Source organism: Amycolatopsis sp. NPDC114503 (assembly GCF_055633655.1).
Map to the genome: position 1 here is coordinate 466,916 of NZ_JBVKDT010000007.1, position 26,963 is coordinate 493,878.

27 protein-coding genes are annotated in these 26,963 nt (G+C 69.8%); 17 read left to right on the forward strand and 10 right to left on the reverse strand.

Annotated features, from left to right (window positions below; genetic code table 11):
- Window positions 1-35: 35 nt before the first annotated feature.
- Entirely contained in the window at window positions 36-719 is a 684-nt protein-coding gene (cei, locus tag ACZ7OI_RS30365; protein WP_470267539.1) for an envelope integrity protein Cei, read from the reverse strand.
- A 509-nt stretch (window positions 720-1,228) separates the two neighbouring features.
- Here cei and ACZ7OI_RS30370 point away from each other — a divergent pair.
- Window positions 1,229-1,537 (forward strand): DUF4193 domain-containing protein, encoded by a 309-nt coding sequence (locus tag ACZ7OI_RS30370; RefSeq protein WP_013224476.1) that lies wholly within the window; start codon window positions 1,229-1,231, stop codon window positions 1,535-1,537.
- A 501-nt stretch (window positions 1,538-2,038) separates the two neighbouring features.
- Here the strand turns inward: ACZ7OI_RS30370 and ACZ7OI_RS30375 are convergent.
- On the reverse strand, window positions 2,039-2,524 hold the full coding sequence (locus tag ACZ7OI_RS30375) for a DUF3093 domain-containing protein (RefSeq protein ID WP_470267540.1): 486 nt from the start codon (window positions 2,522-2,524) through the stop codon (window positions 2,039-2,041).
- A 24-nt stretch (window positions 2,525-2,548) separates the two neighbouring features.
- Here ACZ7OI_RS30375 and dut point away from each other — a divergent pair, with 24 nt between their 5' ends.
- Entirely contained in the window at window positions 2,549-3,052 is a 504-nt protein-coding gene (gene dut / locus ACZ7OI_RS30380; RefSeq protein ID WP_344267559.1) for a dUTP diphosphatase, read from the forward strand.
- Complete coding sequence (locus ACZ7OI_RS30385) at window positions 3,052-3,708, forward strand: DUF3710 domain-containing protein (RefSeq protein ID WP_470267541.1); 657 nt, start codon at window positions 3,052-3,054, stop codon at window positions 3,706-3,708. The genes dut and ACZ7OI_RS30385 overlap by 1 nt, the downstream gene beginning before the upstream one ends.
- A 63-nt stretch (window positions 3,709-3,771) precedes the next feature.
- Here the strand turns inward: ACZ7OI_RS30385 and ACZ7OI_RS30390 are convergent, their stop codons facing one another.
- Window positions 3,772-4,479 carry an alpha/beta fold hydrolase gene (locus ACZ7OI_RS30390; protein WP_470267542.1) on the reverse strand — a complete coding sequence of 236 codons (708 nt, stop codon included), beginning with the start codon at window positions 4,477-4,479 and terminating at the stop codon, window positions 3,772-3,774.
- Window positions 4,480-4,583: 104 nt separating this feature from the next.
- Between ACZ7OI_RS30390 and ACZ7OI_RS30395 the strand changes: the two genes are divergently transcribed.
- Window positions 4,584-4,964 carry an OB-fold nucleic acid binding domain-containing protein gene (locus tag ACZ7OI_RS30395; protein ID WP_009075573.1) on the forward strand — a complete coding sequence of 127 codons (381 nt, stop codon included), beginning with the start codon at window positions 4,584-4,586 and terminating at the stop codon, window positions 4,962-4,964.
- 9 nt (window positions 4,965-4,973) lie between these two features.
- Entirely contained in the window at window positions 4,974-5,720 is a 747-nt protein-coding gene (locus ACZ7OI_RS30400; protein WP_470267543.1) for a DUF3159 domain-containing protein, read from the forward strand.
- 57 nt (window positions 5,721-5,777) lie between these two features.
- Here the strand turns inward: ACZ7OI_RS30400 and ACZ7OI_RS30405 are convergent, their stop codons facing one another.
- Window positions 5,778-6,434 carry a potassium channel family protein gene (locus ACZ7OI_RS30405; RefSeq protein ID WP_406629384.1) on the reverse strand — a complete coding sequence of 219 codons (657 nt, stop codon included), beginning with the start codon at window positions 6,432-6,434 and terminating at the stop codon, window positions 5,778-5,780.
- Entirely contained in the window at window positions 6,434-7,099 is a 666-nt protein-coding gene (locus tag ACZ7OI_RS30410; RefSeq protein WP_470267544.1) for a potassium channel family protein, read from the reverse strand. The genes ACZ7OI_RS30405 and ACZ7OI_RS30410 overlap by 1 nt, the downstream gene beginning before the upstream one ends.
- Window positions 7,100-7,195: 96 nt before the next feature.
- On the opposite strand from ACZ7OI_RS30410, the gene ACZ7OI_RS30415 reads away from it, so the two are divergent.
- Window positions 7,196-9,244, forward strand: a complete 2,049-nt coding sequence (locus ACZ7OI_RS30415) for an APC family permease (RefSeq protein ID WP_470267545.1) — start codon at window positions 7,196-7,198, stop codon at window positions 9,242-9,244.
- Window positions 9,241-10,431, forward strand: a complete 1,191-nt coding sequence (locus ACZ7OI_RS30420) for a class I SAM-dependent RNA methyltransferase (protein WP_470267546.1) — start codon at window positions 9,241-9,243, stop codon at window positions 10,429-10,431. Before ACZ7OI_RS30415 ends, ACZ7OI_RS30420 begins: the two co-directional genes overlap by 4 nt.
- 2 nt (window positions 10,432-10,433) lie before the next feature.
- On the opposite strand, the gene ACZ7OI_RS30425 is transcribed toward ACZ7OI_RS30420, so the two are convergent.
- The 4 genes from ACZ7OI_RS30425 to ACZ7OI_RS30440 form a co-directional block, all read right to left on the reverse strand.
- Window positions 10,434-10,853 carry a hypothetical protein gene (locus ACZ7OI_RS30425; RefSeq protein ID WP_470267547.1) on the reverse strand — a complete coding sequence of 140 codons (420 nt, stop codon included), beginning with the start codon at window positions 10,851-10,853 and terminating at the stop codon, window positions 10,434-10,436.
- Between the two features lie 444 nt (window positions 10,854-11,297).
- The gene (locus ACZ7OI_RS30430; protein ID WP_470267548.1) at window positions 11,298-12,851 is read right to left on the reverse strand and encodes a GMC family oxidoreductase; all 1,554 of its coding nucleotides are present in this window, start codon (window positions 12,849-12,851) and stop codon (window positions 11,298-11,300) included.
- On the reverse strand, window positions 12,848-14,374 hold the full coding sequence (locus ACZ7OI_RS30435) for an APC family permease (protein WP_470267549.1): 1,527 nt from the start codon (window positions 14,372-14,374) through the stop codon (window positions 12,848-12,850). Before ACZ7OI_RS30435 ends, ACZ7OI_RS30430 begins: the two co-directional genes overlap by 4 nt.
- Window positions 14,375-14,405: 31 nt before the next feature.
- Window positions 14,406-15,875: an aldehyde dehydrogenase family protein gene (locus ACZ7OI_RS30440; RefSeq protein WP_344267536.1), complete on the reverse strand. Its 1,470-nt coding sequence runs from the start codon at window positions 15,873-15,875 to the stop codon at window positions 14,406-14,408.
- Window positions 15,876-16,084: 209 nt separating this feature from the next.
- On the opposite strand from ACZ7OI_RS30440, the gene dxs reads away from it, so the two are divergent.
- Entirely contained in the window at window positions 16,085-18,001 is a 1,917-nt protein-coding gene (gene dxs, locus ACZ7OI_RS30445; protein ID WP_470267550.1) for a 1-deoxy-D-xylulose-5-phosphate synthase, read from the forward strand.
- A gap of 631 nt (window positions 18,002-18,632) precedes the next feature.
- Here the strand turns inward: dxs and ACZ7OI_RS30450 are convergent.
- Entirely contained in the window at window positions 18,633-19,259 is a 627-nt protein-coding gene (locus ACZ7OI_RS30450; RefSeq protein WP_470267551.1) for a hypothetical protein, read from the reverse strand.
- A gap of 185 nt (window positions 19,260-19,444) precedes the next feature.
- Here ACZ7OI_RS30450 and ACZ7OI_RS30455 point away from each other — a divergent pair, with 185 nt between their 5' ends.
- The 9 genes from ACZ7OI_RS30455 (at window position 19,445) to ACZ7OI_RS30495 (ending at window position 26,941) form a co-directional block, all read left to right on the forward strand.
- The gene (locus tag ACZ7OI_RS30455) at window positions 19,445-20,071 is read left to right on the forward strand and encodes a cupin domain-containing protein (protein WP_470267552.1); all 627 of its coding nucleotides are present in this window, start codon (window positions 19,445-19,447) and stop codon (window positions 20,069-20,071) included.
- Window positions 20,072-20,126: 55 nt separating this feature from the next.
- Complete coding sequence (locus ACZ7OI_RS30460; RefSeq protein ID WP_470267553.1) at window positions 20,127-20,957, forward strand: LysR family transcriptional regulator; 831 nt, start codon at window positions 20,127-20,129, stop codon at window positions 20,955-20,957.
- A gap of 179 nt (window positions 20,958-21,136) precedes the next feature.
- On the forward strand, window positions 21,137-21,292 hold the full coding sequence (locus tag ACZ7OI_RS30465; protein ID WP_470267554.1) for a hypothetical protein: 156 nt from the start codon (window positions 21,137-21,139) through the stop codon (window positions 21,290-21,292).
- Window positions 21,293-21,425: 133 nt separating this feature from the next.
- A complete protein-coding gene (locus ACZ7OI_RS30470; protein WP_470267555.1) occupies window positions 21,426-22,043 on the forward strand; it encodes a VOC family protein in 618 nt (205 codons plus the stop codon).
- 31 nt (window positions 22,044-22,074) lie between these two features.
- Window positions 22,075-23,010: a SagB/ThcOx family dehydrogenase gene (locus ACZ7OI_RS30475; protein WP_470267556.1), complete on the forward strand. Its 936-nt coding sequence runs from the start codon at window positions 22,075-22,077 to the stop codon at window positions 23,008-23,010.
- A gap of 92 nt (window positions 23,011-23,102) precedes the next feature.
- Complete coding sequence (locus ACZ7OI_RS30480; RefSeq protein WP_470267557.1) at window positions 23,103-24,125, forward strand: TOMM precursor leader peptide-binding protein; 1,023 nt, start codon at window positions 23,103-23,105, stop codon at window positions 24,123-24,125.
- A gap of 4 nt (window positions 24,126-24,129) precedes the next feature.
- Window positions 24,130-25,500, forward strand: coding sequence for a YcaO-like family protein (locus ACZ7OI_RS30485; protein WP_470267558.1), 1,371 nt, complete (start codon window positions 24,130-24,132; stop codon window positions 25,498-25,500).
- Window positions 25,497-26,231, forward strand: coding sequence for a CPBP family glutamic-type intramembrane protease (locus ACZ7OI_RS30490; RefSeq protein ID WP_470267559.1), 735 nt, complete (start codon window positions 25,497-25,499; stop codon window positions 26,229-26,231). Before ACZ7OI_RS30485 ends, ACZ7OI_RS30490 begins: the two co-directional genes overlap by 4 nt.
- Window positions 26,228-26,941, forward strand: a complete 714-nt coding sequence (locus ACZ7OI_RS30495; protein ID WP_470267560.1) for a hypothetical protein — start codon at window positions 26,228-26,230, stop codon at window positions 26,939-26,941. Before ACZ7OI_RS30490 ends, ACZ7OI_RS30495 begins: the two co-directional genes overlap by 4 nt.
- Window positions 26,942-26,963: the final 22 nt, after the last annotated feature.

Sequence of the window (26,963 nt, forward strand, 5' to 3'; positions counted from 1 at the left end):
GCGGGTCGTGCCTGCTGATCTCGTCGCGGACGAGGTCAGCAGGTGACGGCGCGGGCCGAGGCCAGGAGCGTCTGGTCGATGACCGGCGCGCCAGGAGTGGCTGATTGCTCGCTGCTGCCGCCGCCCTGGTGCGACTGCGACCAGGCGGTGAGCTCCTTCAGGATCTTGACCGCCTCGGGGCGCGGCTGGATGTCGGTGAACAGCTTGCCGGTGGCGAGGTCGACGGTGGCGTCCTTGCGGGTGTCGTGGACCAGCTCCGCGCAGGGGATCACGAGGCTGACCGTGCGGGCCGCGGCGGCTCCGTTGTCGCCGTAGCGGATCTGGCCGCGGCAGCGCGCGTCGCCTTTGGGGTAGGCCGGGTCGTTGCCGGGGTCGCCGATCGCGGTGAAGCCGAGGTCGCGCAGCGCGTTGGTGGCGATGCTGCCCTGTCCGCGCGTGCTGCTCGCGTTGAGCACCTTCAGCGCGACCTTGTCCGGCGGCATCGGCGAGCGGTCGTCCAGGCCGTTGTGCGGCACCGAGGTGTAGGTGATTCCCGGCGGGGCTTTGGGCTCGGGACTGCAGCGCACCGCCTCGTCGACGTCTCCGCGGCCCACGACGGCATTGACCCAGACGAACACCGCGCCGAGCGCGAGCACGCCGATCACGATCAACGCGGGCAGCGGACGGTGCTTGCGATAAGGCCGCGCACCACGGTTCCCCGACCCGTTCCCCGACGCCACCTGCCCCGTCCCTTCCCCTCGCAGAACCGGCCGCGGTAACCCCGCCGCGCCTCGCGGTAACCGCCAGCGTACGCACCGGCGTGGTAGCCGGTGAGCCTAGGCGCTCGCCGCCGCGCGCGGTGTCGCGGGTCACCTTCACCCGTTCCGCGTAATGCCCCTCCGTGGCGATCGCACCACGGACGGCTCCGCGGGAGCAAGCGGACACGGCCGCGAGGTGACGTTCGCGACGCCGGGGCAACCCGAACGGAGGACAGGCGTCTCACCTGCGCGTTCCCCCTCCCGGGTGACGCTGGAGCGGCAATGTCCGACTCGGTGCGAGGCGCGCCCGGCGGTGAGCTACCCTTCCCGGGCTCCGGCCGCCGGACGAGGTCAACCAGGTTGAGACCTGGGTCACTCGCAGGCCGGGCACAAACAGGGGCGCTGGAACGTTGACCAGCGGCACGACCGGTATCGGGCGCCTCCGGAACCGGTGCAGGACGACACGCTGAATCGCAGGGGTGAGGGACACCATGGCTACCGACTACGACGCTCCGCGCCGCAGCGAAGCCGACGAGCTGGCCGAAGACTCGTTGGAGGAGCTGAAAGCCCGGCGCAACGAGAACCAGTCCGGCGTCGTCGACGTCGACGAGGACGCGACCGCGGAGAACTTCGAACTTCCCGGCGCGGACCTCTCCGGGCTCTCCGGGGAAGACATGACCGTGAAGGTCGTGCCGAAGCAGGCGGACGAGTTCACCTGCTCGGTCTGCTTCCTGGTGCACCACCGGAGTCGGCTCGCCGAGGACAACGGCGGCCGGCTGATCTGCCGCGATTGCGCCTGACCTGGGGATTTTCCAGGGGAGATCCAGGGGAGATTCACGGGGACAGCGTTTTCGCGGTCTTGGGACAGACCGGGTAAGCAAGGGGGTCGGCCGTTGTGGTCGGCCCCTTTACTCGTGTTGGGGGGGCGGCTCGTCGCCTGGCGGCGACGTTGCCGTGGTTCTGCGTGGGGCACCCCGAAGTCCATTGTGCTGACGGTTCGGGGGTGCTTGTCAAGGCGGGAAAGATGCCTTGACAAGCACCCCCGAACCGCAGGGGAGGCTTCGTATCGGGGTGCAGGGTGGGGGCTGGCTGCCTGGACGCGTTGGGTGCGTCTGCTGCGGTTCGCGGGTGGCCGAAACTGCGGCGGTTCGCGGGTGGCCGAGACCGCCGCGGTTCGCGGGTGGCCGAGACCGCGGCGGTTCGCGGGTGGCCGAGAGGCTGTGAGGGGAACCCTGGGGGAATCTGGGGCTGTGAAGGTGGCCCTCACGGACTTTGGCGGTCGTGAGGGTGGGGGGCGTGGGTCAGGCGTTGGTGCGGAGAAGTTCTGCTACTCGCTTTGGTTTGCGGGTGCTGAAGAGCCAGTACGGGGTGGGGTCGGCTGGGTCGGTCAGCGTGATTCGGACGGCGGGGCCTACCCAGCCGCGGTGGAGGACGAAGGCTGCGGGGTCGCCGTCGCGGCCGAGGGCGTGGCGTTTCGCGTCTTTTTCCACGACGGTGATTTCGCCGACGTAGCGCAGGGGCAGGTGGGCCTCGCCGACCCAGAGTTCGGGGTCGTCGCCCGCGGTGATCTTGACCTTTGCCCTGCCCAGCGAGAGCAGCAGGGCGGCCATGACGGGCACGGCGATCGCGAGGGGGATCCACAGGGGGATCGACGGGTAGCCCAGGTGGACTTCGACGCCCAGCAGGATCGCTCCGGCCATCGGCAGGGGCCAGCCCCACCACGGGAGGTAGAGGCGTTCGGAGTGTGCGACGACGCCCGTCGCGGCGGTGTTCACGCGGTCAGCCACACATCAAGGGTAGTCTCGCCGCCCGTGTCCAGCGTTCAGGTCCTCCTTCAGCGGCTCGACCCCGAAGTCCCGCCGCCCGCCTATGCCCGGCCCGGCGACGCCGGGGCCGATCTCGTCACCACCTCGGATATCGTGCTCGGACCCGGCGAGCGCGGGGTCGTCGGCACCGGGGTCGCGATCGCGCTGCCTTCCGGGTACGCCGGGTTCGTGCACCCTCGCTCGGGGCTCGCGGCGCGCGTCGGATTGTCGGTGGTCAACACTCCCGGCACGATCGACTCGGGCTACCGCGGCGAGATCAAAGTCTGCCTCGTCAATCACGACCCGCGCGAGAAAATCGTGCTGGCGCGCGGCGACCGGATCGCGCAGCTGGTGATCCAGCGCGTCGAGCACGCGGAATTCGTCGAGGTCGCCGAACTCGAGGAGACCGAACGCGGCGCGGGAGGTTACGGCTCGACCGGCGGGCACGCCACACTGGCACCCGGCGCCGGAGACACCGGCGCGGGCACCGGGGAAGGAACGGAACGATAGTGGGGATTTTCGGACGCAAGCGCCGGTCCGGCGACGACGAGACCGGGGGCGTCGCTTCCCAGCGCGGCGAAAGCGCCGAAGCCGACGACGCGCTCGAACCCGAGGACCAGCTGTCGGAAACGACCGACGGTCCGTTCGACGCCACCGAAGCGGAGGAAGACGGCATCCCGCGCATCGACCTGGGCTCGGTGCGCGTACCGGTCCCGGACGGCTCGCAGGTGCAGGTCGAAATGGACCCGGAGGAAGGCGGCGTGCGAGCGGTGCACGTCGTGACGGAGGTCGGGCAGATCACCGTCAGCGCCTACGCGGCCCCGAAATCCGGCGGCCTGTGGCGCGAGGTCAGCAACGAACTCGCCGACCAGCTGCGCGCGGACGGCGCGAAGGTCAACATCGGCCGCGGCGAATGGGGCATGGAACTGTCCGCGATCGTCGGCGACGTAGCGCTGCGCTTCGTCGGCGTGGACGGCCCGCGCTGGATGCTGCGCGGCGTAATCGCCGGCCCGCAATCGGCTGCTTCGCAGGCCCCCGAGGTGCTGCGGGCCATCGTGCGCCGCACCGTCGTGGACCGAGGCAACTCCCCGATGCCGGTGCGCACCCCGCTCCCGATCACCCTTCCCGACGCGGTCGCCCAGCACATCGCCGAACAACAGGGCTGACCGCTTTCGCTCTCCAGGAGGCCCTCACGGACACCATTCCGTGAGGGCCTTTTCGGCGCATCCTCACAACGCCCGCAAAAACGCCAAAACAGTCGCCCTTCCCAGCGCTTCTCGTTCCCGGCCGAGCGCGCCGAGCGACGTCTCTCCGTACCGCCCCCGGGGCAACGCTTCCGCCCACTCCTCGGCGACCGAAGCGGGATGAACCGGATCATCCACGCAAGCGCCGACGCCCGCCGGAACGTCCAGCCCTCGCAAGGCCTCCACCGTCGGCGCGGCCCGCCCAGCCGCCACCCGCAGCCCGGCCTCCAACCCGTCTCCATGCCGCCGCCAAGCCCGCCCCAACTCCTCCACGAGCCACCCCGGACTCCCCGCGGCAGCCGAAGCTACCGCCCCGTCGACCCCTTCAGCGGCCACCAGATCCGCTGTAACGCCCGCAGCCAGCGCGGCGGGTGCTGCTCCGGATTCCCCATTCCAAGCCGGGAGCGCCGCGAGCAGCCCCCCGCAACGCCCGGGATTCGCCACCGCCCACTCCGCCGCGAGATGCGCCCCGAACGAAATCCCGCCCGCCAGCACCGTCCCGTGCCGTTCGGCGAGACGGTCCAGCTCCGCCAGGAACGCCTCCGCAAGCCCCGCCCCGGCGACCGGCGCGGGCGTGATCAGCGGCACTCCCAGCGCCGCGAGCGGCCCCCCGAACACCGAGCGCACGAAGACCTCGTCGGAGCCGGTGCCGGGCAGCAGGACGGCGACGGGGAGACGGATTGCGGACGTCACGTTGCGATCTTGCCGCAAACCCGTTTCCCTGGCTGGGACCACAGCTACGCTGGAACACGCACGGGCCGAACGAAGTCGGGGGCCCCGGAGCACAGGAGCACACCATGTCCGCCAAGGACGGCGGCTACTTCAGCCGGTTGGTTCGCAAGCTGACCAGCGACGTCGAGGACCTCGACGCCGACGAGATGTCCGAGAGGTCGGGTGCCGAAGGCGCGCAGCGCGCCTGTGACTGCCGGTCCGGCGAAGAGGTGACGGTGCTCGGCAGGCTGCGCAGCGTCGAGCTGTCGCCGACCGACGGGCCAGCCTCGCTGCAGGCGGAGCTGTTCGACGGCACGCAGGGCGTGACGCTAATCTGGCTGGGCAGGCGCCGGATTCCCGGCATCGAGCCCGGCCGCACCGTCAAGGTCCGCGGCCGGATGGCCGAACGGGACGGGCAGAAGGTGCTCTACAACCCGTATTACGAACTCCAGAGCCCGGTAGGGTGATCAACGCTCGTGACTGAACCCGCTGCTCCCCGCGACAAGAAGGACGTTCCCGGGAACGGGGACGACGAAGAGCGGCAGCCGACGCTGATAGAGCAGATGGGCGGGGTTTCCGGCCTGTTCTATTCCTCGGTGCCGGTCATCGTGTTCGTCCTCCTGAACGCGCTCTTCGGGCTCACCGTGGCGATCTGGGGCTCGATCGGCAGCGCGGTGGCGATCACCGTCCTGCGCGTCGTGCGCAAGGAGCCGCTGCAGCCGGCCATCTCGGGGTTCTTCGGCGTCGCGATCGCGGCGTTCATCGCGTTCCGCACCGGGTCCGCGAAGGGATTCTTCCTCTTCGGCATCTGGGCGAGCCTCGCGTACTGCGCCGTGTTCGTGATCTCGGTGGCGGTGCGCTGGCCGCTGGCGGGCGTCGTCTGGAACGCGCTCAACGGCAACGGCACCGCCTGGCGCAAGGACAAGCCCTCGCGCTACGGCTACGACGTCGCGACGCTCGCGATGGCCGTCATCTTCGCCGCCCGGTTCGTGGTGCAGCGCTGGCTGTACGACGGCAACCAGACCGGCTGGCTCGCGTTCGCCAAGATCGCGATGGGCTACCCGCTGTACGCGATCGGGCTGCTGGTGGTCGTCTGGGCGGTGCGCCGCTCGGACAAGCGGCTGAAGGCGCTCGCCGAGGAAGAGCCGGAGCCGGAAACCGACGCGCAGGTGGAGGCGCGGCTGCGGGAGAAGTACGCGCAGACGCCGACCCCCGAGACCTGATCCGACCCGCGAAAAGGGGGCGGGCCCAGCGCGGGCCCGCCCCCTTTTTCGGATGTCTCAGTAGCCCAGCGCCGAGCGGATCTCCGGTTCGACGTCCGAGGTCGCGACGAACAGCAGCTCGTCGCCCGCCTCCAGCGGGTCCTCCGGCTGCGGCACGATCACCCGGTCGCCGCGCAGGATGGTCACCAGCGCCGCGTCGCGCGGCAGCGCCAGTTCGCTCACCGGCTTGCCCGCCAGCGGCGTCTCCTCCGGCAGGGTGAGTTCCACCAGGTTCGCCTGCCCCTGCCGGAACGTCATGAGCCGCACCAGATCGCCGACGCTCACCGCCTCCTCGACCATCGCCGCGAGCATCCGCGGGGTCGACACGGCCACGTCGACGCCCCAGGCGTCGGTGAACAGCCATTCGTTGGCCGGGTTGTTCACCCGCGCCACCACGCGGCGCACCGCGAACTCCGTCTTCGCCAGCAGCGACACCACGAGGTTCGCCTTGTCGTCGCCGCTCGCCGCGATCACGACGTCGCAGCGTTCGATGCCGGACTCCTCGAGGATCGACACCTCGCACGCGTCGCCCAGCACCCAGTCGGCCTGCGGAACGGATTCCGGCTCGAACTGGTCGGCGTCGCGCTCGATCAGCATCACCTGGTGGCGTCCGTCGATCAGCTCGGCGGCGATGGACTGCCCGACGGCTCCCGCGCCCGCGATCGCGACCCGCATCAGTTCTCCTCCTCGGGGGCGCGAGCGGCCAGGCTCGACACGTCTCCGACGGTGCCCGACCGCGCCGCCACCCACACGTCGTCGTCGGCCTGCACGACGGTTTTCGCGTCCGGCAGCACCGGGGTGCCGAAGCGCATCATGAACGCCACCCGCGCGCCGGTGGTCTCCTGCAGCTCGCGCACGCTGCGGCCGACCCAGCCCTCGTGCAGCGGCAGCTGCAGCAGCGCGACGTTGCCGGACGGGTCGCGCCACGCGGAGGCGACGCCGTCGGGCAGCAGGGTGCGCAGGAACCGGTCGGTCGTCCACGGCACGGTCGCGACGGTCGGGATGCCCAGCCGTTCGTACACCGCGGCGCGCTTGTGATCGTAGATCCGCGCGACCACGTGCTCGATGCCGAAGTTCTCGCGCGCGACCCGTGCGGAGATGATGTTGGAATTGTCGCCGCTCGACACGGCCGCGAAGGCGCCCGCTCGCTCGATCCCGGCCTCGACGAGCACCCGGCGGTCGAAACCCGCCCCGACGACCTGCTGGCCGTGGAAGTCGCTGCCCAGCCTGCGGAACGCCTGCTGGTTCTTGTCGATGACGGCCACGTCGTGGCCGAGCCGCTCCAGCGCCGCGGCCAGGGACGCGCCGACGCGGCCGCATCCCATGATCACCACGTGCACGCTTAGCCTCCTCGAAGGGGGTGGGGATAACGTCCGGAGGTACCCTCGGACACCAGCGCCGAACCTACCTTGCGGCCACCCGGTTACGCTCTCGTGGTGTCGAAGTTCCCGACAGTGCTGAAGCGGCTGGTCCTAGGGCGTCCGTTCCGCAGCGACCGTCTCTCCCACACCCTGTTGCCCAAGCGCATCGCGCTGCCCATTTTCGCCTCCGACGCGCTGTCCAGCGTGGCCTACGCGCCGGAGGAGATCTTCCTGACGCTGAGCGTCGCCGGTCTGTCGGCGTACGCCTTCGCGCCGTGGATCGGCATCGCGGTCGCGCTGGTCATGCTCGTCGTCGTGGCGTCGTACCGGCAGAACGTGCACGCGTATCCGAGCGGCGGCGGCGACTACGAGGTCGCGACCACCAACCTCGGCGGGAAGTTCGGCCTGACAGTGGCGAGCGCCCTGCTGGTCGACTACGTGCTGACCGTCGCGGTGTCCACTTCGTCCGGTGTCGCCAACATCGGCTCGGCGATCCCGTGGGTGGCGAACCACAAGGTCATCACCGCGGTGGCGATCGTCGCCGTGCTGACCGCGCTCAACCTCCGCGGCGTGCGCGAATCGGGCAAAGCGTTCGCCATTCCCACTTACGGCTTCATCGCCGGCATCCTGATCATGGTCGTCTGGGGGCTGTTCCAGACCTTCACCGGCACCGAGATGCGCGCCGAGAGCGCGGGCTTCACGCTGCACGAGGAAGGCAGCTGGGCGGGCGTCGCGTTCGTGTTCCTGATCCTGCGGTCGTTCTCCTCCGGCGCGGCAGCGCTGACCGGGGTCGAGGCGATCAGCAACGGCGTGCCCGCGTTCCGCAAGCCGAAGTCGAAGAACGCGGCCACCACGCTGCTGCTGATGGGCGTGCTCGCGGTGACGATGCTCGTCGGGATCATCACGCTCGCGGTCGTCACGAAGGTGAACTTCGCCGAGGACCCGGCACGGCAGCTGGCCGGCGCGCCCGCGGGCTACGAGCAGAAGACGATCGTCGCGCAGATCGCGCACGCGGTGTTCGAGAACTTCCCGCCCGCGTTCTACTACATCTCGTTCTCCACCGGCATCATCCTGCTGCTGGCCGCGAACACCGCGTTCAACGGCTTCCCGGTGCTCGGCTCGATCCTCGCCCAGGACCGCTACCTGCCGCGGCAGCTGCACACCCGCGGCGACCGGCTGGCGTTCTCCAACGGCATCCTGTTCCTCGCGATCTTCGCGCTGGTGCTGATCATCGCGTTCGACGCGGAGGTCACCCGGCTGATCCAGCTGTACATCGTGGGCGTGTTCGTGTCGTTCACGGTGAGCCAGGCGGGCATGATCCGGCACTGGAACCGGTTGCTGGCCAAGGAGACCGACCCGGCGGCGCGGCGGCGGATGCGCCGCTCGCAGACGGTGAACGCGGTCGGCCTGACCATGACCGGCATCGTGCTGGTGATCGTGCTGATCACCAAGTTCCTGCTCGGCGCGTGGATCGCGATCGCCGCGATGGTGGCGATTTTCGCCCTGATGACGGCGATCCGGAAGCACTACGACCGGGTGTCGGAAGAGCTCAAGGACATGGGCGACGCGCCGACCGTGCTGCCTTCGCGCAACCACGCGATCGTGCTGGTGTCCAAACTGCACCGGCCGACGCTGCGCGCGCTGGCCTACGCCAAGGCGATGCGCCCGGACGTGCTCGAGGCGGTCACGGTCAACGTGGACGACGCCGACACGCGGGCGCTGACCCACGAATGGGAAGCGCACAAGTTCAAGGTGCCGCTGAAGGTCGTCGAATCGCCGTATCGGGAAATCACGAAGCCGGTGCTGGATTACGTGAAGCGCGTTCGCGGCGCCAACCCGCGCGACGTCGTCACCGTGTTCATTCCCGAGTACGTCGTGGGACACTGGTGGGAGCAGGTCCTGCACAACCAGAGTGCGTTGCGGCTCAAGGGACGGCTGCTGTTCCAGCCGGGCGTGGTCGTGGCGAGCGTGCCGTGGCAGCTGGAGTCGTCGCAGAAGGCGGCGGCGCGGATGCGCAAGGCCCGCCCGTCCGCCGGTGACGTCCGGCGCGGGTTCACCCCCGGCACCGCTCGACCGGCGGATGCCAAGAAGCCAGCCCCTGCAACAAAGGAATCATCTGAATGACCGACAGCTGGCTAGGCCGCGTACTGGAACTGGAAGTAGGTCCGGTAGCGCACGGCGGGCATTGTGTGTCGCGTGTGGACGGACGAGTGCTGTTCGTGCGGCACGCGCTGCCCGGTGAACGCGTGCGGGCCGAAGTGACCGAAGACAAGGGCGGTTCGTTCTGCCGGGCGGACGCGATCGAGGTGCTCAGCGGGTCCGAGCACCGGGTGACGCCGCCGTGCCCGCTCGCCGCGCCGGGCGGCTGCGGAGGTTGCGACTGGCAGCACGCCGAACCGGCCTACCAGCGTGAACTGAAGGCCGCGGTGGTGGCGGAGCAGCTGCAGCGGCTCGCCGGAATCACGCGCGAAGTGGTCGTGGAACCGCTCGACGACAGCCCGCTCGGCTGGCGCAGCCGGGTGCGTTTGGTCGCCGGACGCGACGGCCAGGCCGGGCTGCGCGCGCACCACAGCCACCGCGTCATCCCGATCGACGACTGCCCGATCGCGGTGCCGGGATCGCTCGACGCCGCGCTGAGCAAGCGGTGGCGGCCAGGCGTCGAACTGGAAACGACCAGCGACGGCGAGGGCCACCTTCACCTGCGCGAACTCGCCACCGTGCGCGGGCGTACGCAGGGCAAGCAGCTGTCCGGCGGCATGGCGATCCAGCACGCGGCCGGGCGGGACTGGCGGTTCGACGCGCACGGATTCTGGCAGGTCCACCCGCTCGCCGCGGACACGCTGGCGGAGCTCGTGCGGGACTGGGCGGACGCACCTCTCGGCGGGGTCGCCTGGGATCTGTACGCCGGGGTCGGGCTGTTCGCTTCGGTGCTGGCCGAGCAGGTCGGTCCGGACGGACAGGTGCTGGCGATCGAATCCGGCCGGCGCGCGGTGACCGACGGAGAGCGCAATCTTGCCGACCTGCCGCAGGTCAGCTGGCGTTCCGGGCGGGTGGAACACCTCATCGGGGACGCTCCGACGCCGGTCGACGTCGTGGTCCTCGACCCGCCGCGCAAGGGGGCCGGCCGGGACGTCGTCAACGCGATCGCGGCCGGCGAGCCGGACCGGATCGTCTACGTGGCCTGCGACCCGGCGGCGCTGGCGCGGGACGTGCAGTTCTTCTCCGAGCACGGGTATTCGCTGACGGATCTGCGGGCGTTCGACGCGTTCCCGATGACGCACCACGTGGAGTGTGTCGCGCTGCTGCAGTGACTTTATTGCGCCCGTTGGACTTTCGCCGCCGCGGCGAGCCCCGTCGCGGCTAAGACCAGTCCCGATGCGAGCAGGACCCAAGCCCCGGCCGCTGGCCGCACGGCGGCGGACGGGGGGAGATAGTCCACGCTGGGGAGCGTGATCACGAGGTAGCGCAGGAGGATTCCGGTTACCGCGATGCCGGTCAGGGCGGTGAAGGCCAGGGGCTTCGCTTGACGCCTGCGGAGAGCCAGGATCGCCAGCGCGAACGCGAGTGCCAGCGCTCCGGCGCAGGCCAGGCGGAGGCCGAGGTCCAGGTAGGGTTCCGTCGCGCCCAGCGGCAGATGCGCCGGAAGATAATGCGCGGTCGGCAGGGCAAGCCCGACGCCGCCTCCCACCGCGGCGATTGCTCCTGCCCACGCGAGCGCCCGATTTCCTGCCACACAAGGAAGTCTACGTCCGGCGCGTCGCCTGCCGCAGTGCTTTGCTTCGCGATCCCGCGCGGTTCCCCCTCTCTGCAAGGCTGCAGGCGCACTCGACTTCATCTGGTCGTTAAATCGCTTGTCCCGCAACGAAATCCGCGCCCTGGGCAACGCCCCGTTGCCGTTCCCGCGGGCGAGCGGCAGTGACTTTTAGTAACGGTTTGATTACACGAGAACCTTCACGCTCTCGCTGGCGACTGACCTTATGTGCATCGAGGAGGTGCGCTCTCCGGCAACGGCCGGAGGACGAAGCGAGGGGCGGACATGATTCTGCGCGAAATGCCGGCAGCGGCACGTGCTCTGGCGGCGAGCCGTCCGAGAACCGGATCCGGCGGGCTGGCCGATCCCGTCGTCCGGGGCGAGCGGGTGGTTGCGCCCGCTGGGACACCACCACCCGCTCGAAGATCAACCCCGGTCTTCCTTCAGCATGTCCGCGCACTTCTCGCCGATCGCCATCGTCGTGATGCACGGGTTCACGGTGACGAGGAACGGCATCACCGAAGCGTCGGCCACCCGGAGGCCCTCGACGCCGCGGACGCGCAGGCGGGCGTCCAGGACCGCCTCCGGGTCGCCGTCCGCGCCCATCCGGGCCGTGCACGCCGGGTGGTACACGGTGTTGTGCGTCTTGCGGAGGTAATCGGCGATCTCGTCGTCGGTTGTGCAGTCGCGGCCCGGCGCGAGTTCCACGCCTGCCCATTCGTCGAGGGCGGGCTGCGCGGCGATCTCGCGGGCGAGCTTCACGCCGTAGGTCATCACGCGCATGTCGTACTCGTCGGTGAAGTAGCGCGGGTCCACCCGGGGCTTGTCGCGGAAGTCGCGGGTGCGCAGCCGCACGGTGCCCCGCGATCGGCTGCGCGTCACGTTCGGCGTGAGGCAGAAGCCGTTCTCCGTCGTCGGGTAGCCGTGCCGGACGGTGTTCATGTCGAACGGGACCGAACCGTAGTGGAACATCAGGTCCGGCCGGTCCAGGCCGTCCTCGGTCATGGTGAAAATGCCGATTTCCCACCACTGCGTGGATTCGGTGACCATCGGCTGCAGGGCGTCCCACATCACCAGGCCCTCGGGGTGGTCCTCGAGGTTCGAGCCGATGCCCGGCGAGTCCACGAGCACCTCGACGCCGACCTCGCGCAGGTGCTCGGCGGGCCCGATGCCGGACAGCATCAGCAGTTTCGGCGTGTCGATCGCGCCGGAGCTGACCACGACCTCGCGGCGCGCGGTGATCGTGCTGTGGTGGATCAGGTCCGGGTCCAGCACCTCGACGCCGGTGCAGCGGCGGCCGTCGAACAGCAGCCGCTTCGCCCGCGCGCCGGTGCGGATCTCCAGGTTCGGCCGCTTGCCCATGATCGGGTGCAGATAGGACACCGATGCCGAGGACCGGGTGCCGTCCTCGCGGGCGTTGATCTGGAACCAGTTCGCGCCGTGGGTGACCGTCTTGCCGGAGTTGAACTCCGTCGTCGGGATGCCCGCCTGGTCGCACGCGGACAGCAGCGCCGCGCCCGCCGGGTCGCGCGGCGGGACCGACCGGATGGTGACCGGTCCGGAGCGGCCGTGGTGCTCGCCGGGGCCGTCGTTGGTCTCGAGTCGCTTGTACAGCGGGAAAACGTCGGCGGCCGACCAGCCGGGCAGGCCGATCGAGGCCCATTCGTCGAGGTCCTCGGCCGGGGCCCAGAACGCGATGCACGAGTTGTGCGACGAGCAGCCGCCGAGCACCTTGGCGCGGGCCTGGCGCAGGTAGGAGTTGCCCGCCTCCTGCGGCTCCACCAGGTAGTCCCAGTCGTAGCCGGATTCCAGCAGGCCCATCCACTGGGTCAGCTCCAGCACCTCCGGCACGTCCGTGTCGGACGGTCCGGCTTCGAGGAGGCAGACCGTCACGTCCGGATCCTCCGACAGCCGGGCGGCCACCACCGATCCGGCCGTGCCGCCGCCGACCACCACGTAGTCGAACTCGCTTGCGCTCACCGGGAAACCTCCTCGTCGGGCGCGGGGGCGGCGGCGTGGTCCGCCAGCACCCCGACCTTGTGCCGTTGCACGAACCAGTAATAGGCGAAGCCGCCGGCGGCGAAGACGCCGACGAACAACACCGAAATCCACTGCAGATACCAGTGGTAGGGAGGGGACGCGTTGTAGATCTCGTTGCGGGGCCAGGCCAGGTTGATCGTCATCGCGCCGCCCCACAGCACCGCGAGCACGTTCACCGGAAGGCCCCAGCGGCCGAGGGAGAACCGGCCCGCCGGGGTGCCCTCGCGCGGCCAGCGTCCGCGCAGCCGGCGGATCAGCATCGGCACGGTCACGAGGAGGTAGGACAGGTAGATCAGGATGATCGCGAGGCTGGTGACGGCCGAGAAGATCTGCGTGGAGTTGATGTTCAGCACCAGCAGCGCGACCGCGAGCACGCCGATCACGATCGCGGGCAGCACCGGCGTGCCGGTCGTTTTGTTGACCCGCGCCAGTTTCCGGCCGCCGGGCAGGGCGTTGTCCCGCGCCATCGCGAAGGCGATCCGGATCGCCGCGGTGTGCACCGCCAGCACGCACACCGTGATCGCGATGAACACGACGAACAGGAACACCCGGCCGATCGCCGGGCCGAGTGCGTCGGTCAGCACGTACTGCAGGCCGACTGTGCCGAGTTCCGGTGCGTTGATGTTGCCCACGGCCATGAGCGCGAACAGGATGATCAGCCCGCCCAGCACGAAGGACGCCACCAGCGCGCGCAGGATCGCCTTCGGCGCGTTGCGGTGCGGGTTCAGCGATTCCTCGCCGAGCGAGGCGGCGGTGTCGAAGCCGTACATCACGTAGGAGGAGGCGATGCCGGCGATCAGGAACGCGCCGAGGTAGCCGGACGAATGCCCGGCCTCGGTGCCGTTCGTCTGGGTCACCACCGACGGGCCGCGCACGAAGTGGAACGCCAGGAAAACGACCAGCAGCACGGCGAACAGCAGCTCGACGAACACGCCCGCGCTGTTGATCCGGGCCATCAGCTTCACGCCGAACGCGTTGACCAGCGTCGTGAACACGATCAGCACGGTGGCCAGCAGCACGCCGTTGGCCGCGTCGCTGGTGCCCGTGCCGTCGCCGATGAACTGGAAGAACGACGTGATCTGCGGCAGCGTCCGCTGGTAGGCGAGCGCGGTCGCGGAGATCGAGACGATCGAGGCCAGCAGCATCATCCAGCCGGCCATCCACGCGATGTGCGGGTTGCTGAGTTTCTTCGCCCAGTTGTAGACCGACCCGGCGACCGGGTACTGCGCGGCCAGTTCTGCGAAGCAGAGAGCCACCATCAGCTGCCCGACGAACACGGCGGGCCAGGACCACCAGTAGGCCGGGCCGCCCTCGGAGAGGCCGAGGTAGGACAGCTGGAACACCCCGGTCAACACCGAGATGTAGCTGATGCCGGCAGCGAAGGTGTGGAAACTGCCGAGCGTTCTCTTGAGCTGGTTGGTGTAGCCGAATTCGCCGAGTTCGCGATCGCCGGTGTCGCTCAAGGGCACGGTTCCTTTCGGTGGGGGAGGGGAATCAGCCGGAGAACCAGTGCTGGGGGCCGGGCTTCAGGTTCTGGTGGATGTGCTTGACCTCGGTGTATTCCGCCAGCCCGGTCGGGCCGAGTTCGCGGCCGAAGCCGGACTGCTTGTAGCCGCCCCATTCGGCCTGCGGCAGGTACGGGTGGTAGTCGTTGATCCACACCGTGCCGTGCCGGAGCCGGTTCGCCACGCGCTGGGCGCGGGCGGCGTCCTGGGTGAACACGCCGCCGGCCAGTCCGTAGTGGGTGTCGTTGGCGATGCGGACGGCGTCGTCCTCGTCGGTGAACGTCTCCACGGTCAGCACCGGGCCGAAGGATTCCTCGACGACCGCGGTGCTGCCCTGCTGGACGTTGTCGAGGATGGTCGGCAGGTAGTAGAAGCCGTCCTGCAGCGCCGGGTCGTCCGGGCGCTTGCCGCCGGTGCGCAGGACCGCGCCCTCCTCGATGGCGGTCGCGACGTAGCGTTCCACCTTCTCGCGGTGCGCGGCGGAGATGAGCGGCCCGGTCTCGGCGTTCTCGTCGAACGGCCCGCCGAGGCGGATCCGCTCCGCGCGGCGCACCAGTTCGTCGACGAACTCGTCGTGCCATTCCCGCTGGACGATCAGCCGCGCACCGGCCGAGCACACCTGCCCGGAGTGGAGGAACACGGCGGTGAGCGCGTAGTCGACAGCCGTCTCGAAGTCCGCGTCGGCGAACACGACGTTCGGGTTCTTGCCGCCGAGTTCGAGCGCGACCTTCTTCACCGTCGCCGCCGCGTTCGCCGCGATCACCCGTCCGGTGGCCAGCCCGCCGGTGAACGACACGAGGTCGACGTCCGGGTGCTCCGACAGCGGGGCTCCGGCCGCCGGACCGGCGCCGAGCACCAGGTTCGCGACGCCGCCGGGCAGCCCGGCCTCGGCGAGCAGCCGCATGAACAGGATCGAGGTGTGCGGGGTCAGCTCGCTCGGCTTGAGCACGAACGTGTTGCCCGCCGCCAGTGCCGGGGCGATCTTCCACACCGTCTGCAGCAGCGGGTAGTTCCACGGGGTGATGAGCCCGCACACGCCGACCGGTTCGTGCACGATCCGGCTGAAGGAATCCGCGCTGCCGGTGTCCACGACCCGGCCCGCGTCGTTGCCCGCGAGCTTGCCGAAGTAGCGCAGGCAAGCCGCGATGTCGCTCATGTCGTACCGGCTCTCGACCAGGCGTTTGCCGGTGTCGAGCGATTCGGCGCGGGCGAATTCCTCCGCGTCGCGGTCGAGCAGGTCGGCCGCGCGCAGCAGCAGGTTGCCGCGTTCGCCGGCCGGGGTGCCGGGCCACGGGCCGGTGTCGAATGCCCGGCGCGCCGCGGCGATGGCGGCCTCGGTGTCTTCCGCGGTCGCTTCGGCGACCTCGGCGACCAGGCTGCCGTCCGCGGGACACCGGATCTCGCGTCGCCCGCCTGCGCGCGCGTCCACCCATTCGCCGCCGATGTACAAGTCCGCCATGGGGTCCTCTCGAGCTCGGGGGTCCGTCCGGGATTATCACGGCCACGCGGGGTGACCGCGACTTGACTGACCGGGCAGGTGATCTTCCCCGCTCGTGGAGTTGCGTTCTCCCCGAAGCTGTGATCCGGGACGCGGGCGGCCGGACCGAGGTGGCGGCCGTCCGTAGACTGGCCGGAACCGGCGGAGGAAGAAACGGGCGAGGTGGAGCGGTGACCATGCTGGACTCGGTGCACGGACCGGCGGATCTGAAGCGCATGAGCGTCGAGGACCTCGGCGAGCTGGCGGCCGAGATCAGGGACTTCCTCGTGGACAAGGTCCGCCGCAGCGGCGGGCACCTTGGCCCCAACCTGGGCGTCGTCGAGCTGACGCTGGCGCTGCACCGGGTGTTCGACTCGCCGCGCGACGCGATCGTGTGGGACGTCGGGCACCAGGCGTACGTGCACAAGATCGTCACCGGGCGGCACGTCGACTTCGACAAGCTGCGCCAGCAGGGCGGGCCCACCGGGTACCCGTGCCGCGGCGAGAGCGAGCACGACCTGGTCGAGAACAGCCACGCGTCCACCGCACTGTCCTATGTGGACGGAATGGCGAAGGCGTTCGAGCTGTCCGGCGGCCCGCGCAGGCACGCGATCGCGGTGGTCGGCGACGGCGCGCTCACCGGCGGCATGTGCTGGGAGGCCCTCAACAACATCGCCGGGCGCAAGGACCGCCCGGTCGTGATCGTGGTCAACGACAACGGCCGGTCGTACTCGCCGACCATCGGCGGGATGGCCGATCACCTGGCGTCGCTGCGGCTGCAGCCGGGCTACGAGCGGCTGCTGGACGGCGGGCGCGAGCTGCTGCGCAGCACCCCGGTGGTGGGCAAGCCGATCTACGCCGCGCTGCACGCGGCCAAGGCGGGCATCAAGGACGCGCTGAGCCCGCAGGTGATGTTCTCCGACCTCGGCCTGAAGTACCTCGGCCCGGTGGACGGGCACGACCTGGTCGCGCTGGAGAAGGCGTTCCAGAGCGCGCGGGCGTTCGGCGGCTCGGTGATCGTGCACGTGGTCACCGAGAAGGGCCACGGCTACGCGCCCGCGGTGAACCACCAGGCCGACCAGATGCACCAGACCGACCCGATCGACCCGGAGACCGGCCTGCCGCCGGTGAAGGGCCCCAGCTGGACCGGCGTGTTCGGCGACGAGCTGGCGAAGATCGGCGAGGAGCGCGAGGACGTCGTGGCGATCACCGCCGCGATGCTGCGCTCGACCGGGCTGGAGAAGTTCTCCGAGCGCTTCCCGGACCGCTGGTTCGACGTCGGCATCGCCGAACAGCACGCGGTGACGTCCGCGGCCGGGCTCGCGATGGGCGGCTGCCACCCGGTCGTCGCGCTGTACTCGACGTTCCTGAACCGGGCGTTCGACCAGGTGCTGATGGACGTCGCGCTGCACCGCCAGCCGGTGACGTTCGTGCTGGACCGCGCCGGCATCACCGGCCCGGACGGCCCGAGCCACCACGGCATGTGGGACCTGTCGCTGCTGGGCATGGTGCCGGGCATGCGAGTGGCCGCGCCGCGCGACCCGGGAACCCTGCGCGAGGAACTGCGCGAAGCGGTCGCGGTCCAGGACGGCCCGACCGCGCTGCGGTTCTCGAAGGGCAGTGTCGGCCCGGACGTGCCCGCAGTGGAACGGGTCGGCACAGTCGACCTCCTTCGCCGCCCCTCCGGCTCGACAGACGTGCTGCTCGTCGCGGTGGGTCCGTTCGCGCAGTTGGCACTGTCGGCCGCGGACCGCTTGGCGGACCAGGGCATCGGCGTGACGGTCGCGGACCCACGCTGGGTCGTCCCGGTGCCCGCGGAGCTGGTCGCGCTGGCGGAGCAGCACAAACTCGTGGTGACGGTCGAGGACAGCGGACGGCACGGCGGTTTCGGCTCGGCGCTGGCGGCGGTGCTGCGGGACGCCGAATGCGACGTTCCGCTGCGCGATCTCGCGGTGCCGCAGGCGTTCCACGACCACGGAACCCGAGCCGAGGTGCTCGACCGGATCGGCCTGACCGCCCAGGACGTGGCGCGGCGGATCACGGAGTGGGCTTCGGGGCGGTTGGGTTCCGACGTGGAGGAGACCGCGGGGGAGAAGCCGCGCGCCTGAGGGGAGGCGCGTTGGGTGAGGATGCTTCGCGCTTGAGTGGGCTTCGGGGCGGCCGGGCTTCGACGTGAAGGCCGCTGGGGAGAAGTCTTGCGCTTCGAGCTTGGGCGGACTGGGCTTCGGGACGGCCGGGCTTCGACGTGAAGGCGACGGCTGGGGAAGAGCCTTGCGCCTGAGCGGTGTGGACTGGGCTAGGCGGAAGAAGCTTCGCGCCTGAGCGGAGTCGGCCGAGTGGACCGCGATTCGGCCGGGCTTGCCGAGTCGGTCGGCGACGAGCCGGTAGGGGTCGTCGCGGTCGGGGGAAGCTTCGCGCCTGAGCAGAGTTGGCCGAGTGGACCGCGATCCGGCCGGGCTTGCCGACCCGGTGGGCGACCAACCGGTAGGGGCCGTCGCAGTCGGGGGGAAGCTTCGCGCCTGAGCGGAGTTGGCCGAGTGGACCGCGATCCGGCCGGGCTTGCGACCCGGTCGGCGACGAGTCGGTAGCGGGTCGTCGCAGTCGGAGGAAGCTCCGCACCGGAGCGAACTGGACTCGGCTGAGCGAAAGACCCCCGCGCCTGAGAGCTTGAACGGCGGGTCTCCGGAGCGGAGGCCCGCCATTTCTCCCAGATCCGGTGCGGGCCGTCCTCCCGGGTCGCTAATCCGCAGCCGGGGTTTCGGCGGCGAAGGTCTCGTCGATGTCCGGGATCCAGTAGCAGATTTCGAGCGTCTTCATCCTCGACATCTGCCACACCTTCCGCCCACTGCCCAGCGCCCCGGCCGCGCCGAGCAGCGAAAGAACCGTGGCCCCGGCGGCGATCAGCCGGTGCGGTCCGGTCGCGGTCTGGACGAGCGCGACGACCGTGGCCAGGACGAAGGCGAAGGAGACGTTGCGCAGCATGACCGATTGCGCGCGCATCCGGACGATTTCTCCGGCAGCGTCCTTGTCGTGCAGTTCGGCCGCGGCGACGAGCAGCGCCGGGTTGGCCTGGACGTAGGCGCGGTCGCGTGCTTGCGGAACCCCGGCGGTGAATTCCCTCCGGGCTTCTTCCGCGTCCTGCCTGGGCCGCAGCCGGTCCAGTTGCCGGGCCAGCGGGTGGAAGAGATGTCCGAGCAGATAACTCGCCACCACAGCGCCGGCGACCAGCAGCGCGCCCGGCGCGGAAGTCAGTGCGGCGACGTGCAGCACGCCCAGCCGGTCGAGCACGTAGACCAGCAGCGACAACTGGACCGCTCCGGGCACGGCGAAGCTGAACAGGTCGAAGATGCCGACTGCGAACGTCACGAATCGCCTCCAGGACAGGGGGTTTCGGGGATCGCGATCGTCCCACAGCCGCCGCCGGCCCGTACCGCGTTCGCTCATCGCGGCGCGCGATAGCTGTGATCCGCGCGGGGCCCTTTCCGATTCTCGCGTTCTCGGAAGAATCTGAGGCAGCAGATCTTCCTCAGTTTCTGGGAAAGGCGGAAAGAATGTCGGAAATCAGCAGGCGTGGTGCGCTCGGGGCGGGTGCGGGAATTGCCGCGGCGACCGCGTTGGGTGCGACCGGAACCGCGCGGGCGAGCACTGCGGCGCCAGCGAATCCGGAGTATGTTTTCCCGCTCGCCAAATCCGCGCCGGCTGTCCACGACGGCGGGACGTTGCGCGGAGCCCACGAGAAGAACTTCAAGGTGCTGGCCGGTCAGCAGGGCTCGGTGTACCTGGTGCACCTCGACCCCGGCGGCGTGCGCGAACCGCATTGGCACCCGTCCGCGTGGGAGCTGAACTACATCATTTCCGGCAAAGCGGACTGGAGCATTCTCGGCACGCACGAGGACGGCAGCTACCACAATGAGGTTTTCAGTGCGAAAGCCGGGGAACTCGTTTTCGCCCCGCAGGGATTCTTCCACTATTTCGCGAATTCCAGCACCACCGAAGGCCTGGACGTGCTCGTCATGTTCAACACCAGCACCGGGGAGCCGAACGACGACATCGGCATCGTCGGGACGCTGAACTCGCTGCCGCGCGAGATTCTCGCCGCCTCGTTCGGGGTTCCGGTGTCCGCGTTCGCCGCGATCCCGAAGGACCTCAAGCCGGTGGTGATCACCCGCCGCCGGTAGTGGCAGTGCCCACACCTGGTACACGGTCGCGTACCGAGAGTGGTACTCCGGAGTAGTGATCGATCCGGTGCTGCTGCGCACTTTTCTCGCCGTGGCCGAGGCGGGCGGGTTCTCCGAGGCCGCCCGCAGGCTGGCTCTCGGGCAGTCGACGGTGAGCCAGCACGTCCGCCGCCTCGAGACCGCGCTCGGCAGCGTGCTGTTCGAGCGCGACACGCACAGCGTGCGGCTCACCGGCGACGGCGAGACGATGACCGGCTTCGCCCGCGGCATCCTCGACCAGCAGGACCGCGCACTGCGCTATTTCTCCCGGCCGGGCCCGCGCGGGCGGGTCCGGTTCGGGGTGTGCGAGGACTTCCTGCTCGGCCACGCCGCGGACGTCCTCGGCCGGTTCCGCGGAGCGCATCCGGGGATCGACCTCGAACTGTCGGTCGAGCTGAGCGAGGTGCTGCATTCCCGGCTCGCCGACGGCGACCTCGACCTGGTGCTCGCCAAACGCGACTCCGGACAGGGCGTGCGGCGGGATCCGCTCGTGTGGGTGGGCGCGCCGGGGCTGGAGTTGGCGCCGGGCGAGCCGGTTCCGCTGGTCCTCTACCCGGAGCCGAGCGTCACCCGGGCCCGCGCGCTGAACGCGTTGCGCCGCAACGGAATCCAGTGGCGGATCGGCTGCGTCAGCGAACGACTGAACGGTCTGCGGGTCGCGCTCCAGGCCGGGCTCGGGGTCGGCCTGTTCGCGGAGTCGGTGGTGCCGGAGGGGCTGGTCCCGGTCGCCGGGCTGCCCGATCCGGGATCGGTGACGTTCGTGCTGAGCCACCGGGGGACCGCGCGGGGTTCGACGGCCGCGCTGGCGGATACGATTCTGTCGGCCCGGTGGAGCTGCGCGCACTGATTTCGTTGCGCGGCAAGGCGAATCGCGGCCCGGCCTGCCTGCGGGAAACCCCAGTCCAGAACAGGGGTTTCACCTGTCGGCCCGCGAGACCGCCCGGTTGAATACTTTCCCTTGCCCGGAATCGGTTCGCCGCGACTGGTGTTCGAGCCGGGCATCCGCCACGGACAAGGGAGACACCCATGCGCCTGACCACGACCGCGTTCGTCGACCACCGCGCCCAATCCGGGCTGGACCTGGCCTCCACCCTGAGCTCGGGTGGCTGGCGGATCCTGGTGCCCGGCGTCAGCAGCTCGTGCAGTTGCTGCTGCTGCAGCGCTTCGACCTTCACCGAGTGACGATCGGCCGGCCTGCGAAGCACGGCCGAAGGCGGCACGGCGCCGAACCCGCGTCGTGCCGCACTGCTGCCGTCAGCAGGCCCGGCCGATCCGGAACTGCCCGAAATCCGTACTGCCGGAAGAGGGGTTGTCCATGCCTTTCGAAGCCAAGCTCGCCATCGTCGTCATGCCTGCCGGCCGGGACGACTGCGAGGCGACCGCGCGGTTCTACTCCCACATGTTCGCCATCGAGTTCAGCCGGACCTGGACCGATGTCGTCCGGGTCTTTTACGCACCCGTCTCGATCGACGCGACGATGTTCTCCGTCGAGTACCGGAAGAACGAGGAATGGGAGGACGCGGGACGGCCCCCGTTCCCCGTCATCGCCGTCGACGATCTCGAAACCGCCATGCGCGAGCTGTGCGAACTCGGCGGCGAGGAGGTCGGGGAGCGGTTCGAGCTGCCGATCTACGACGAGAAGTTCAGCGAGTACGAGAACTTCCTGACCAGCCGGGGCATGCATCCCGGCTCCATCACCCACAGCGTCGGCACGATGGCCAGGCTCCGCGACCCGTCGGGCAACGTGATCAACCTGCTCGAGCCGGCCCCGCATTCCCAGTACGCGTTCAAGACCGGTCTTTTCAAGATCGGGCTCAGCCACGCCCAATGGCTCAAGTGGCAGAACGAACTGGCGCTGACCAAGTCGCTGGAGACGCTCGGGGACGAGATCCAGCACGACCGGGTCCAGGACGGGACCCAGGCCGGCCGATGACCGGCCGCCGCAGCCGGAGCGAGGAGGTCCCGTGAAAGACCCGATGACTGAACGGCCCGCACCCTCGTTGATCCGGGACGCCGTGTTCGAGAACAGCTTCACCGCGGTGTATCCGTCGGTCTCCTCCACCGCGTTCCGGCCGTTCGGGCTGCGGCACCGTTCGCACAGCCACCACCGCGACGCAAGGGTGGCCGAGGAGTTCCTGATCAACAGCAGGGTGCGATTCGACGACCGCGAACAGCACCAGTCCCAGCAAGGCTTCTTCATCGACGCCGCGGGCGTCATGGCCACGCTCAACGGCGAGGAGCCCGACGTCGAGGACGCGGTGGAACTCCCCGCCGGGTTCGCCCTCGAGCTCTCGGCAGGCGAGACGATGCTGCGCAGGCGGAGCGTCCAACGCTACAGCGGCGAGCCGATCGGCTTCACCGGCCTCGCGACGGTGGTCCGGGCGGGCGGCGGGATCAGCGCCAAAGGCGAGGTCGCGCATCCGCGCGGCGGGAAGACCTGGCTGCACCTGCGGTTCACGCCGTCCGGCGGCGCGCTGCACGCCACCGAACTGCAGGTGGCCGCGTTGAACGTGCAGGGACTCGCCCGCGGGATGTACCGCTACGACGCCCTTTCCGACCGGCTGCTGCGAGCCGGCGGTCCGGATCTCGTCGACCGTCTTCTCGGTGCTTTCGCGACCGGCGACGACGTCACGACGATCACCTACGACAAAGCCGCGGCCGTGCTCGTCTTCACCGGCAGGCCGTGGCGGCTGATCCGGAAATACGGGGCGAGAGGGGTCCGGCACTTGTTCCTCGAAGCCGGGCAGATTTCGCAGAACATCCACCTCGCCGCGACCGCGCTCGGAATCGGAAGCGTCGACTGTTCGTCCGTCTACGACGACGAAGCGCACGCCGTCCTGGGGATGGACGGCACCTACACGATGCTCGTGCACACGATGGTGCTCGGCGATCCCGCCTGAGCCGGTTCGAGAGTCCACAACGGACACTCATGCGCGGAAGGGAAGCCACTGTGGCCACGGTGAACCCACGACTGATGCCTCACTATTCCGTTGTGCCGCACAGCAGCGATTCGGTCGAGCTGCGGTACGGCGTGTGGAACCCGGTGTCGATCTCGCTCAACGACGACGCCGGCACCGGCACCCTCGCGCAGGTGCTGCTGCGCCTCGACGGCACCCGCGCGGTGTCGGAAATCGCGCGCGAACTCGACATGCCGCGGTCGGACGTCGAAGTCGTCATGGACCAGTTGCGAGGGCTCGGCGCGTTGGAGGAGTCCGGGCCGACCTCGGCGCTGCAGCACTACGCCGATCTGGCGACCCCCGCTCTGCGGACGAGCCAGCAGAGCAAACACCGGCCTCTCCCCGTCCTTCTGCTCGGCGACGAACAGCTCACCGGGAAGCTCGAAGCTTCCCTGTCCGGCTCTCTGGGCGAAACCGGGGTGCGGAGGGTGCCGCCCGACGATCCCGCATGGCTCGCCGTGACCGAACGGGATCCCGCCTGGCTGCTCGACGGCATCGCTCTCCAGGAGACGCTGCCGGTCTTCGAATCCTGGCAGGACCACTTCGCCGTGTTCGTCACCGCGGTGCCGGATCCGGCGTCGGCGCGGGTGTTCAACCGGGTCGCGCTCGAACTCGGGATTCCCTGGCTGCACGGCTCTCTGGACGGACCGCTGGTGATCGCCGGCCCGATGTTCCTGCCCGGCCGTACCAGTTGCTACGAGTGCTTCGAGACCCGGGTGACGATGAACCTGCGGGACGCCGACAGCTACCTGCGGTACAAGCGGGCGCTGGCGGAGAGCCGGGTCAGGCACGGCAGAGCGCCGCTCGAGCCCGCGCTGACCGGCTTGCTGGCTTCGCACCTGGCGATGGAAACGATCAACCACCATCTGACCGGCAGCGGGTTCACCGACCAGAAAGCCCTGTGCGTCTACCTGCCGACGATGGAGATCTCGTTCACCGAGGTGCTCCGGCTGCCTGGCTGTCCTGCCTGCGGGGCGACGCTGGAACGCGACGACCGGGAGTTGTTCTTCGACATCCGGGAGCTGGTCCTCGACGAAGTCCGCACGAACGAGAGGTAGCCAGATGCAGCTGAAGCAGCGGATCGCCGAGCAGCGCATGTCCACCGGAACCCGTCGGCTGCTCGACCGGATGTTCGGCCCGTTCTGCGGGCTGGATCTGCAGATCTCCTCGCTGCTCCCGGGCCGGTACGGGCCGCGGGTGGTCGTCTCCGGGGCAGAGCTGACCGGGGTGCACTTGCTGCAGAAGCAGCCTCGGCCCCGGGGCGTCTCGCCCTACCACATCGGCGGTGCCGGCTTGTGCCTCGACGAGGCACTGATCCGGTCGCTGGGGGAGACCGTCGAGAGATACTGCCAGTTGCTGTCCGGAGTCAGCGCCGCCGGCCGCATCCGGCTGTGCCCGGCGGACGAACTCGAGCCGGGCAAGGGCCGGGTCGTCGACGCGCGGGTTCTCCGGTTTTTCACCGCCGACCAGCACGCGGCCGCGAATTTCCTCTTCCAGGAGTACTCGCCGGGCAAACCCCTCGGCTGGATCGAGGCGCCGTCGCTGATCGACGGCAAGCCCGTCTGGGTGCCCGCGCAATCGATTCTGCTCGGCTACGCGGCTCGCTGCGATCAGGGCGAGCCCCGCATAGTGCCCGGGGTGACGACCGGCGGCGCCGCGCACGTCGTCCCCGAATTGGCCTTGCGCAGTGCGCTGCTCGAAGCGGTGCAATTGGACGCGGCGATGGGACATTGGTGCGCCGGCGGTGCGGCGCATCGCATCGAACTCGACGAGCGCACCTCGCCGCTGGCCGCGGTATTGGCCAGGAGCCTGCCCGCCAACGGCCCGTCCGCCGAGTTCTACTGGCTGCCCAGTGCCGATCTGCCGGGACACACGATCGCCTGCGTGCTGGGGGAACGCAACGGCCAGGTGCCCGCGGCCGCCGTCGGGATCGGGTGCGAATTGCGGCTCAACAGATCGATGTACAAGGCGTACGTGGAGGCCGCGGGAGTTTTCGGTTTGGGGAAGGCCACCTTGCTCGAGGCGACCATCGACGACAAGGCCGATCGCTGGCGTGCCGTCGATCTCGACGTCGGCGGCATGTTCGATCTCGACGCCAACATCGCGTACTACGCCCTTCCGCAACATCGCAAGGCGCTTCAGGAACGCTATGCCAGCGGACCTCCGCTGGCCGCCAGCGACCTTCCGGCCGACGTCGTGCTTTCGCCTGCGGCGGAGAACCGCTTCCTCGTCGACGCGTTCCGCGCGTCCGGAAAGGAACTCGTCGCTCTCGATGTGTCCACAGTGGACTGCGTGCAGCTCGGCTTCCGCGTTTTCCGGGTCTGGTCGCCTGATCTGCTGCCGCTGACGCTGCCGAGCGTGCCGATGCTTGCCCATCGGCGGCTGTCTGACTACGGCACGGCGCGCAACGCCGACCCCCATCCCTACGCATGACCGCCTACGTCCCGGCGACTGTCGTTCTGGGCTGTATGGGTTCGGGAAGTCTCGCGGTCGCGCTCAGTGCCAGGTTCGCGGCGTTGCGCACGCGTCCGTTTCTGTTCGTCTACACAGTCGTGCTGGCCTGCGCGGTGGCGCCCGGCCTTCTCGTGCAGCCGATCGCGTGGAACCGGTACTGGTGGTCGCTGCTCGCAGCGGTGCCGGTCGGCCTGGTCGCAGGCGAAGCCGCCCGGATCGCGGACCGCGCGGTGGTCCGGCACGCGCTCCGGCTCCGGACGGCAACGGCCCCCGTCGAGGACGGCGCGAACCGGTTGACGGGCGTGCGGCCCGCCGGAGTCGGTGCGGCGGCCTCGGCTCCGGCCTCGGACCGGGCCGCCGGACCGCGTCGGCTGGCGGAGGCGGGCCGGGCCGCGGAAACCGCGTTCGGCCTCGGCTGGACGCTTCTCCTCGCTGTGCTCGAAGAGCTCGCCTACCGCGGTCTTGTCCTCGCGGAGTGCCTGCGGCTGCAGCCGGTTCTGGCTGCGTTCGCCCTGCTCGGAGCAACCTGCTGGTTCGGGCTCCTCCACCTGCCCTTCGGCTGGGCGCATGTCGCGGGCAAGATGCCGCTCGGTCTCCTCGCGACGACCGTCGTGCTCGGCACGGGCACCGTCGCCGCCGCGGTCGCCGCGCACCTCTGGTTCAACCTCCGCACCTGGTCGGAGGCACGCGCCCGACAGGCGACACCGTGATCGCGGGCCTGATGTCCGCGCTCGCGGCGACCGGCGTAGCCGGCCAGTACGCCTACGCGGACAAATGGCTGGCCCGCTGGCCGGAGCTGATCGCCCGGCGGCTGCGTGCGGCGGGCAGGCGCCCGCACGCCGAGTTGGCGGCGCTGGTGAGGACTCAAGCCGGAGTGATCGTCTGGCTCTGCAGCGCCGTCCTGCTCACGCTCCTGCTTTTCCTCGTCGGCGTCGATCTTCTCGCCGCTGCCGGTTTCGCGCGCGGAGATTGGTGGCAAGCAGCGCTCGGCGCGCCTCTCGGACTCGCCGAAGCCGGAACCTCCGGCATGGTCTGTTTTCTGGTTTCCCGTCTGGCCCGATGCGACGACTGGCCGCGCGGCTCCGGCTGGATCCGCGGTCTCGGCAGATCGTTGCCCGGGGCGGGCCGGCTCCGGACCGCGGCGGTAATCCTGGGCTTCGCGCTCGCCGAAGAATACCTTCTGCGAGTCGTCCCGGTCGCCGCCGCGCGTCCCCTCGGGCTCGGCTGGGCCGCGCTCTGCGCCATCGGTTTCGGGCTGGCCGCGCAGTTGTTGCCGCCGACCTCGTGGCGAGGGTTCCTGATGCCGCTCAGCGCCGCCGCGGTGACGGTTCCCGTCCACACCTTGCTCTTCATCGCGAATCCCGACGTGCGCCCGCTCGTCGTAGCCCACGCCGTCGTCACGGTGATGTCCACCTGGTAGGCACTCCCGAAAGGATGTGTGC

What these genes read in the sequence shown, in the direction of transcription:
- ACZ7OI_RS30455 (WP_470267552.1), top strand. Translation starts at nt 19,445, where the DNA reads ATGTCGGAAATCAGCAGGCGTGGTGCGCTCGGGGCGGGTGCGGGAATT.
- ACZ7OI_RS30370 (WP_013224476.1), top strand. Translation starts at nt 1,229, where the DNA reads ATGGCTACCGACTACGACGCTCCGCGCCGCAGCGAAGCCGACGAGCTG.
- ACZ7OI_RS30440 (WP_344267536.1), bottom strand. Translation starts at nt 15,875, where the DNA reads ATGGCGGACTTGTACATCGGCGGCGAATGGGTGGACGCGCGCGCAGGC.
- ACZ7OI_RS30490 (WP_470267559.1), top strand. Translation starts at nt 25,497, where the DNA reads ATGACCGCCTACGTCCCGGCGACTGTCGTTCTGGGCTGTATGGGTTCG.
- ACZ7OI_RS30470 (WP_470267555.1), top strand. Translation starts at nt 21,426, where the DNA reads ATGCCTTTCGAAGCCAAGCTCGCCATCGTCGTCATGCCTGCCGGCCGG.
- ACZ7OI_RS30405 (WP_406629384.1), bottom strand. Translation starts at nt 6,434, where the DNA reads ATGCGGGTCGCGATCGCGGGCGCGGGAGCCGTCGGGCAGTCCATCGCC.
- ACZ7OI_RS30465 (WP_470267554.1), top strand. Translation starts at nt 21,137, where the DNA reads ATGCGCCTGACCACGACCGCGTTCGTCGACCACCGCGCCCAATCCGGG.
- ACZ7OI_RS30485 (WP_470267558.1), top strand. Translation starts at nt 24,130, where the DNA reads ATGCAGCTGAAGCAGCGGATCGCCGAGCAGCGCATGTCCACCGGAACC.
- ACZ7OI_RS30420 (WP_470267546.1), top strand. Translation starts at nt 9,241, where the DNA reads ATGACCGACAGCTGGCTAGGCCGCGTACTGGAACTGGAAGTAGGTCCG.
- ACZ7OI_RS30395 (WP_009075573.1), top strand. Translation starts at nt 4,584, where the DNA reads ATGTCCGCCAAGGACGGCGGCTACTTCAGCCGGTTGGTTCGCAAGCTG.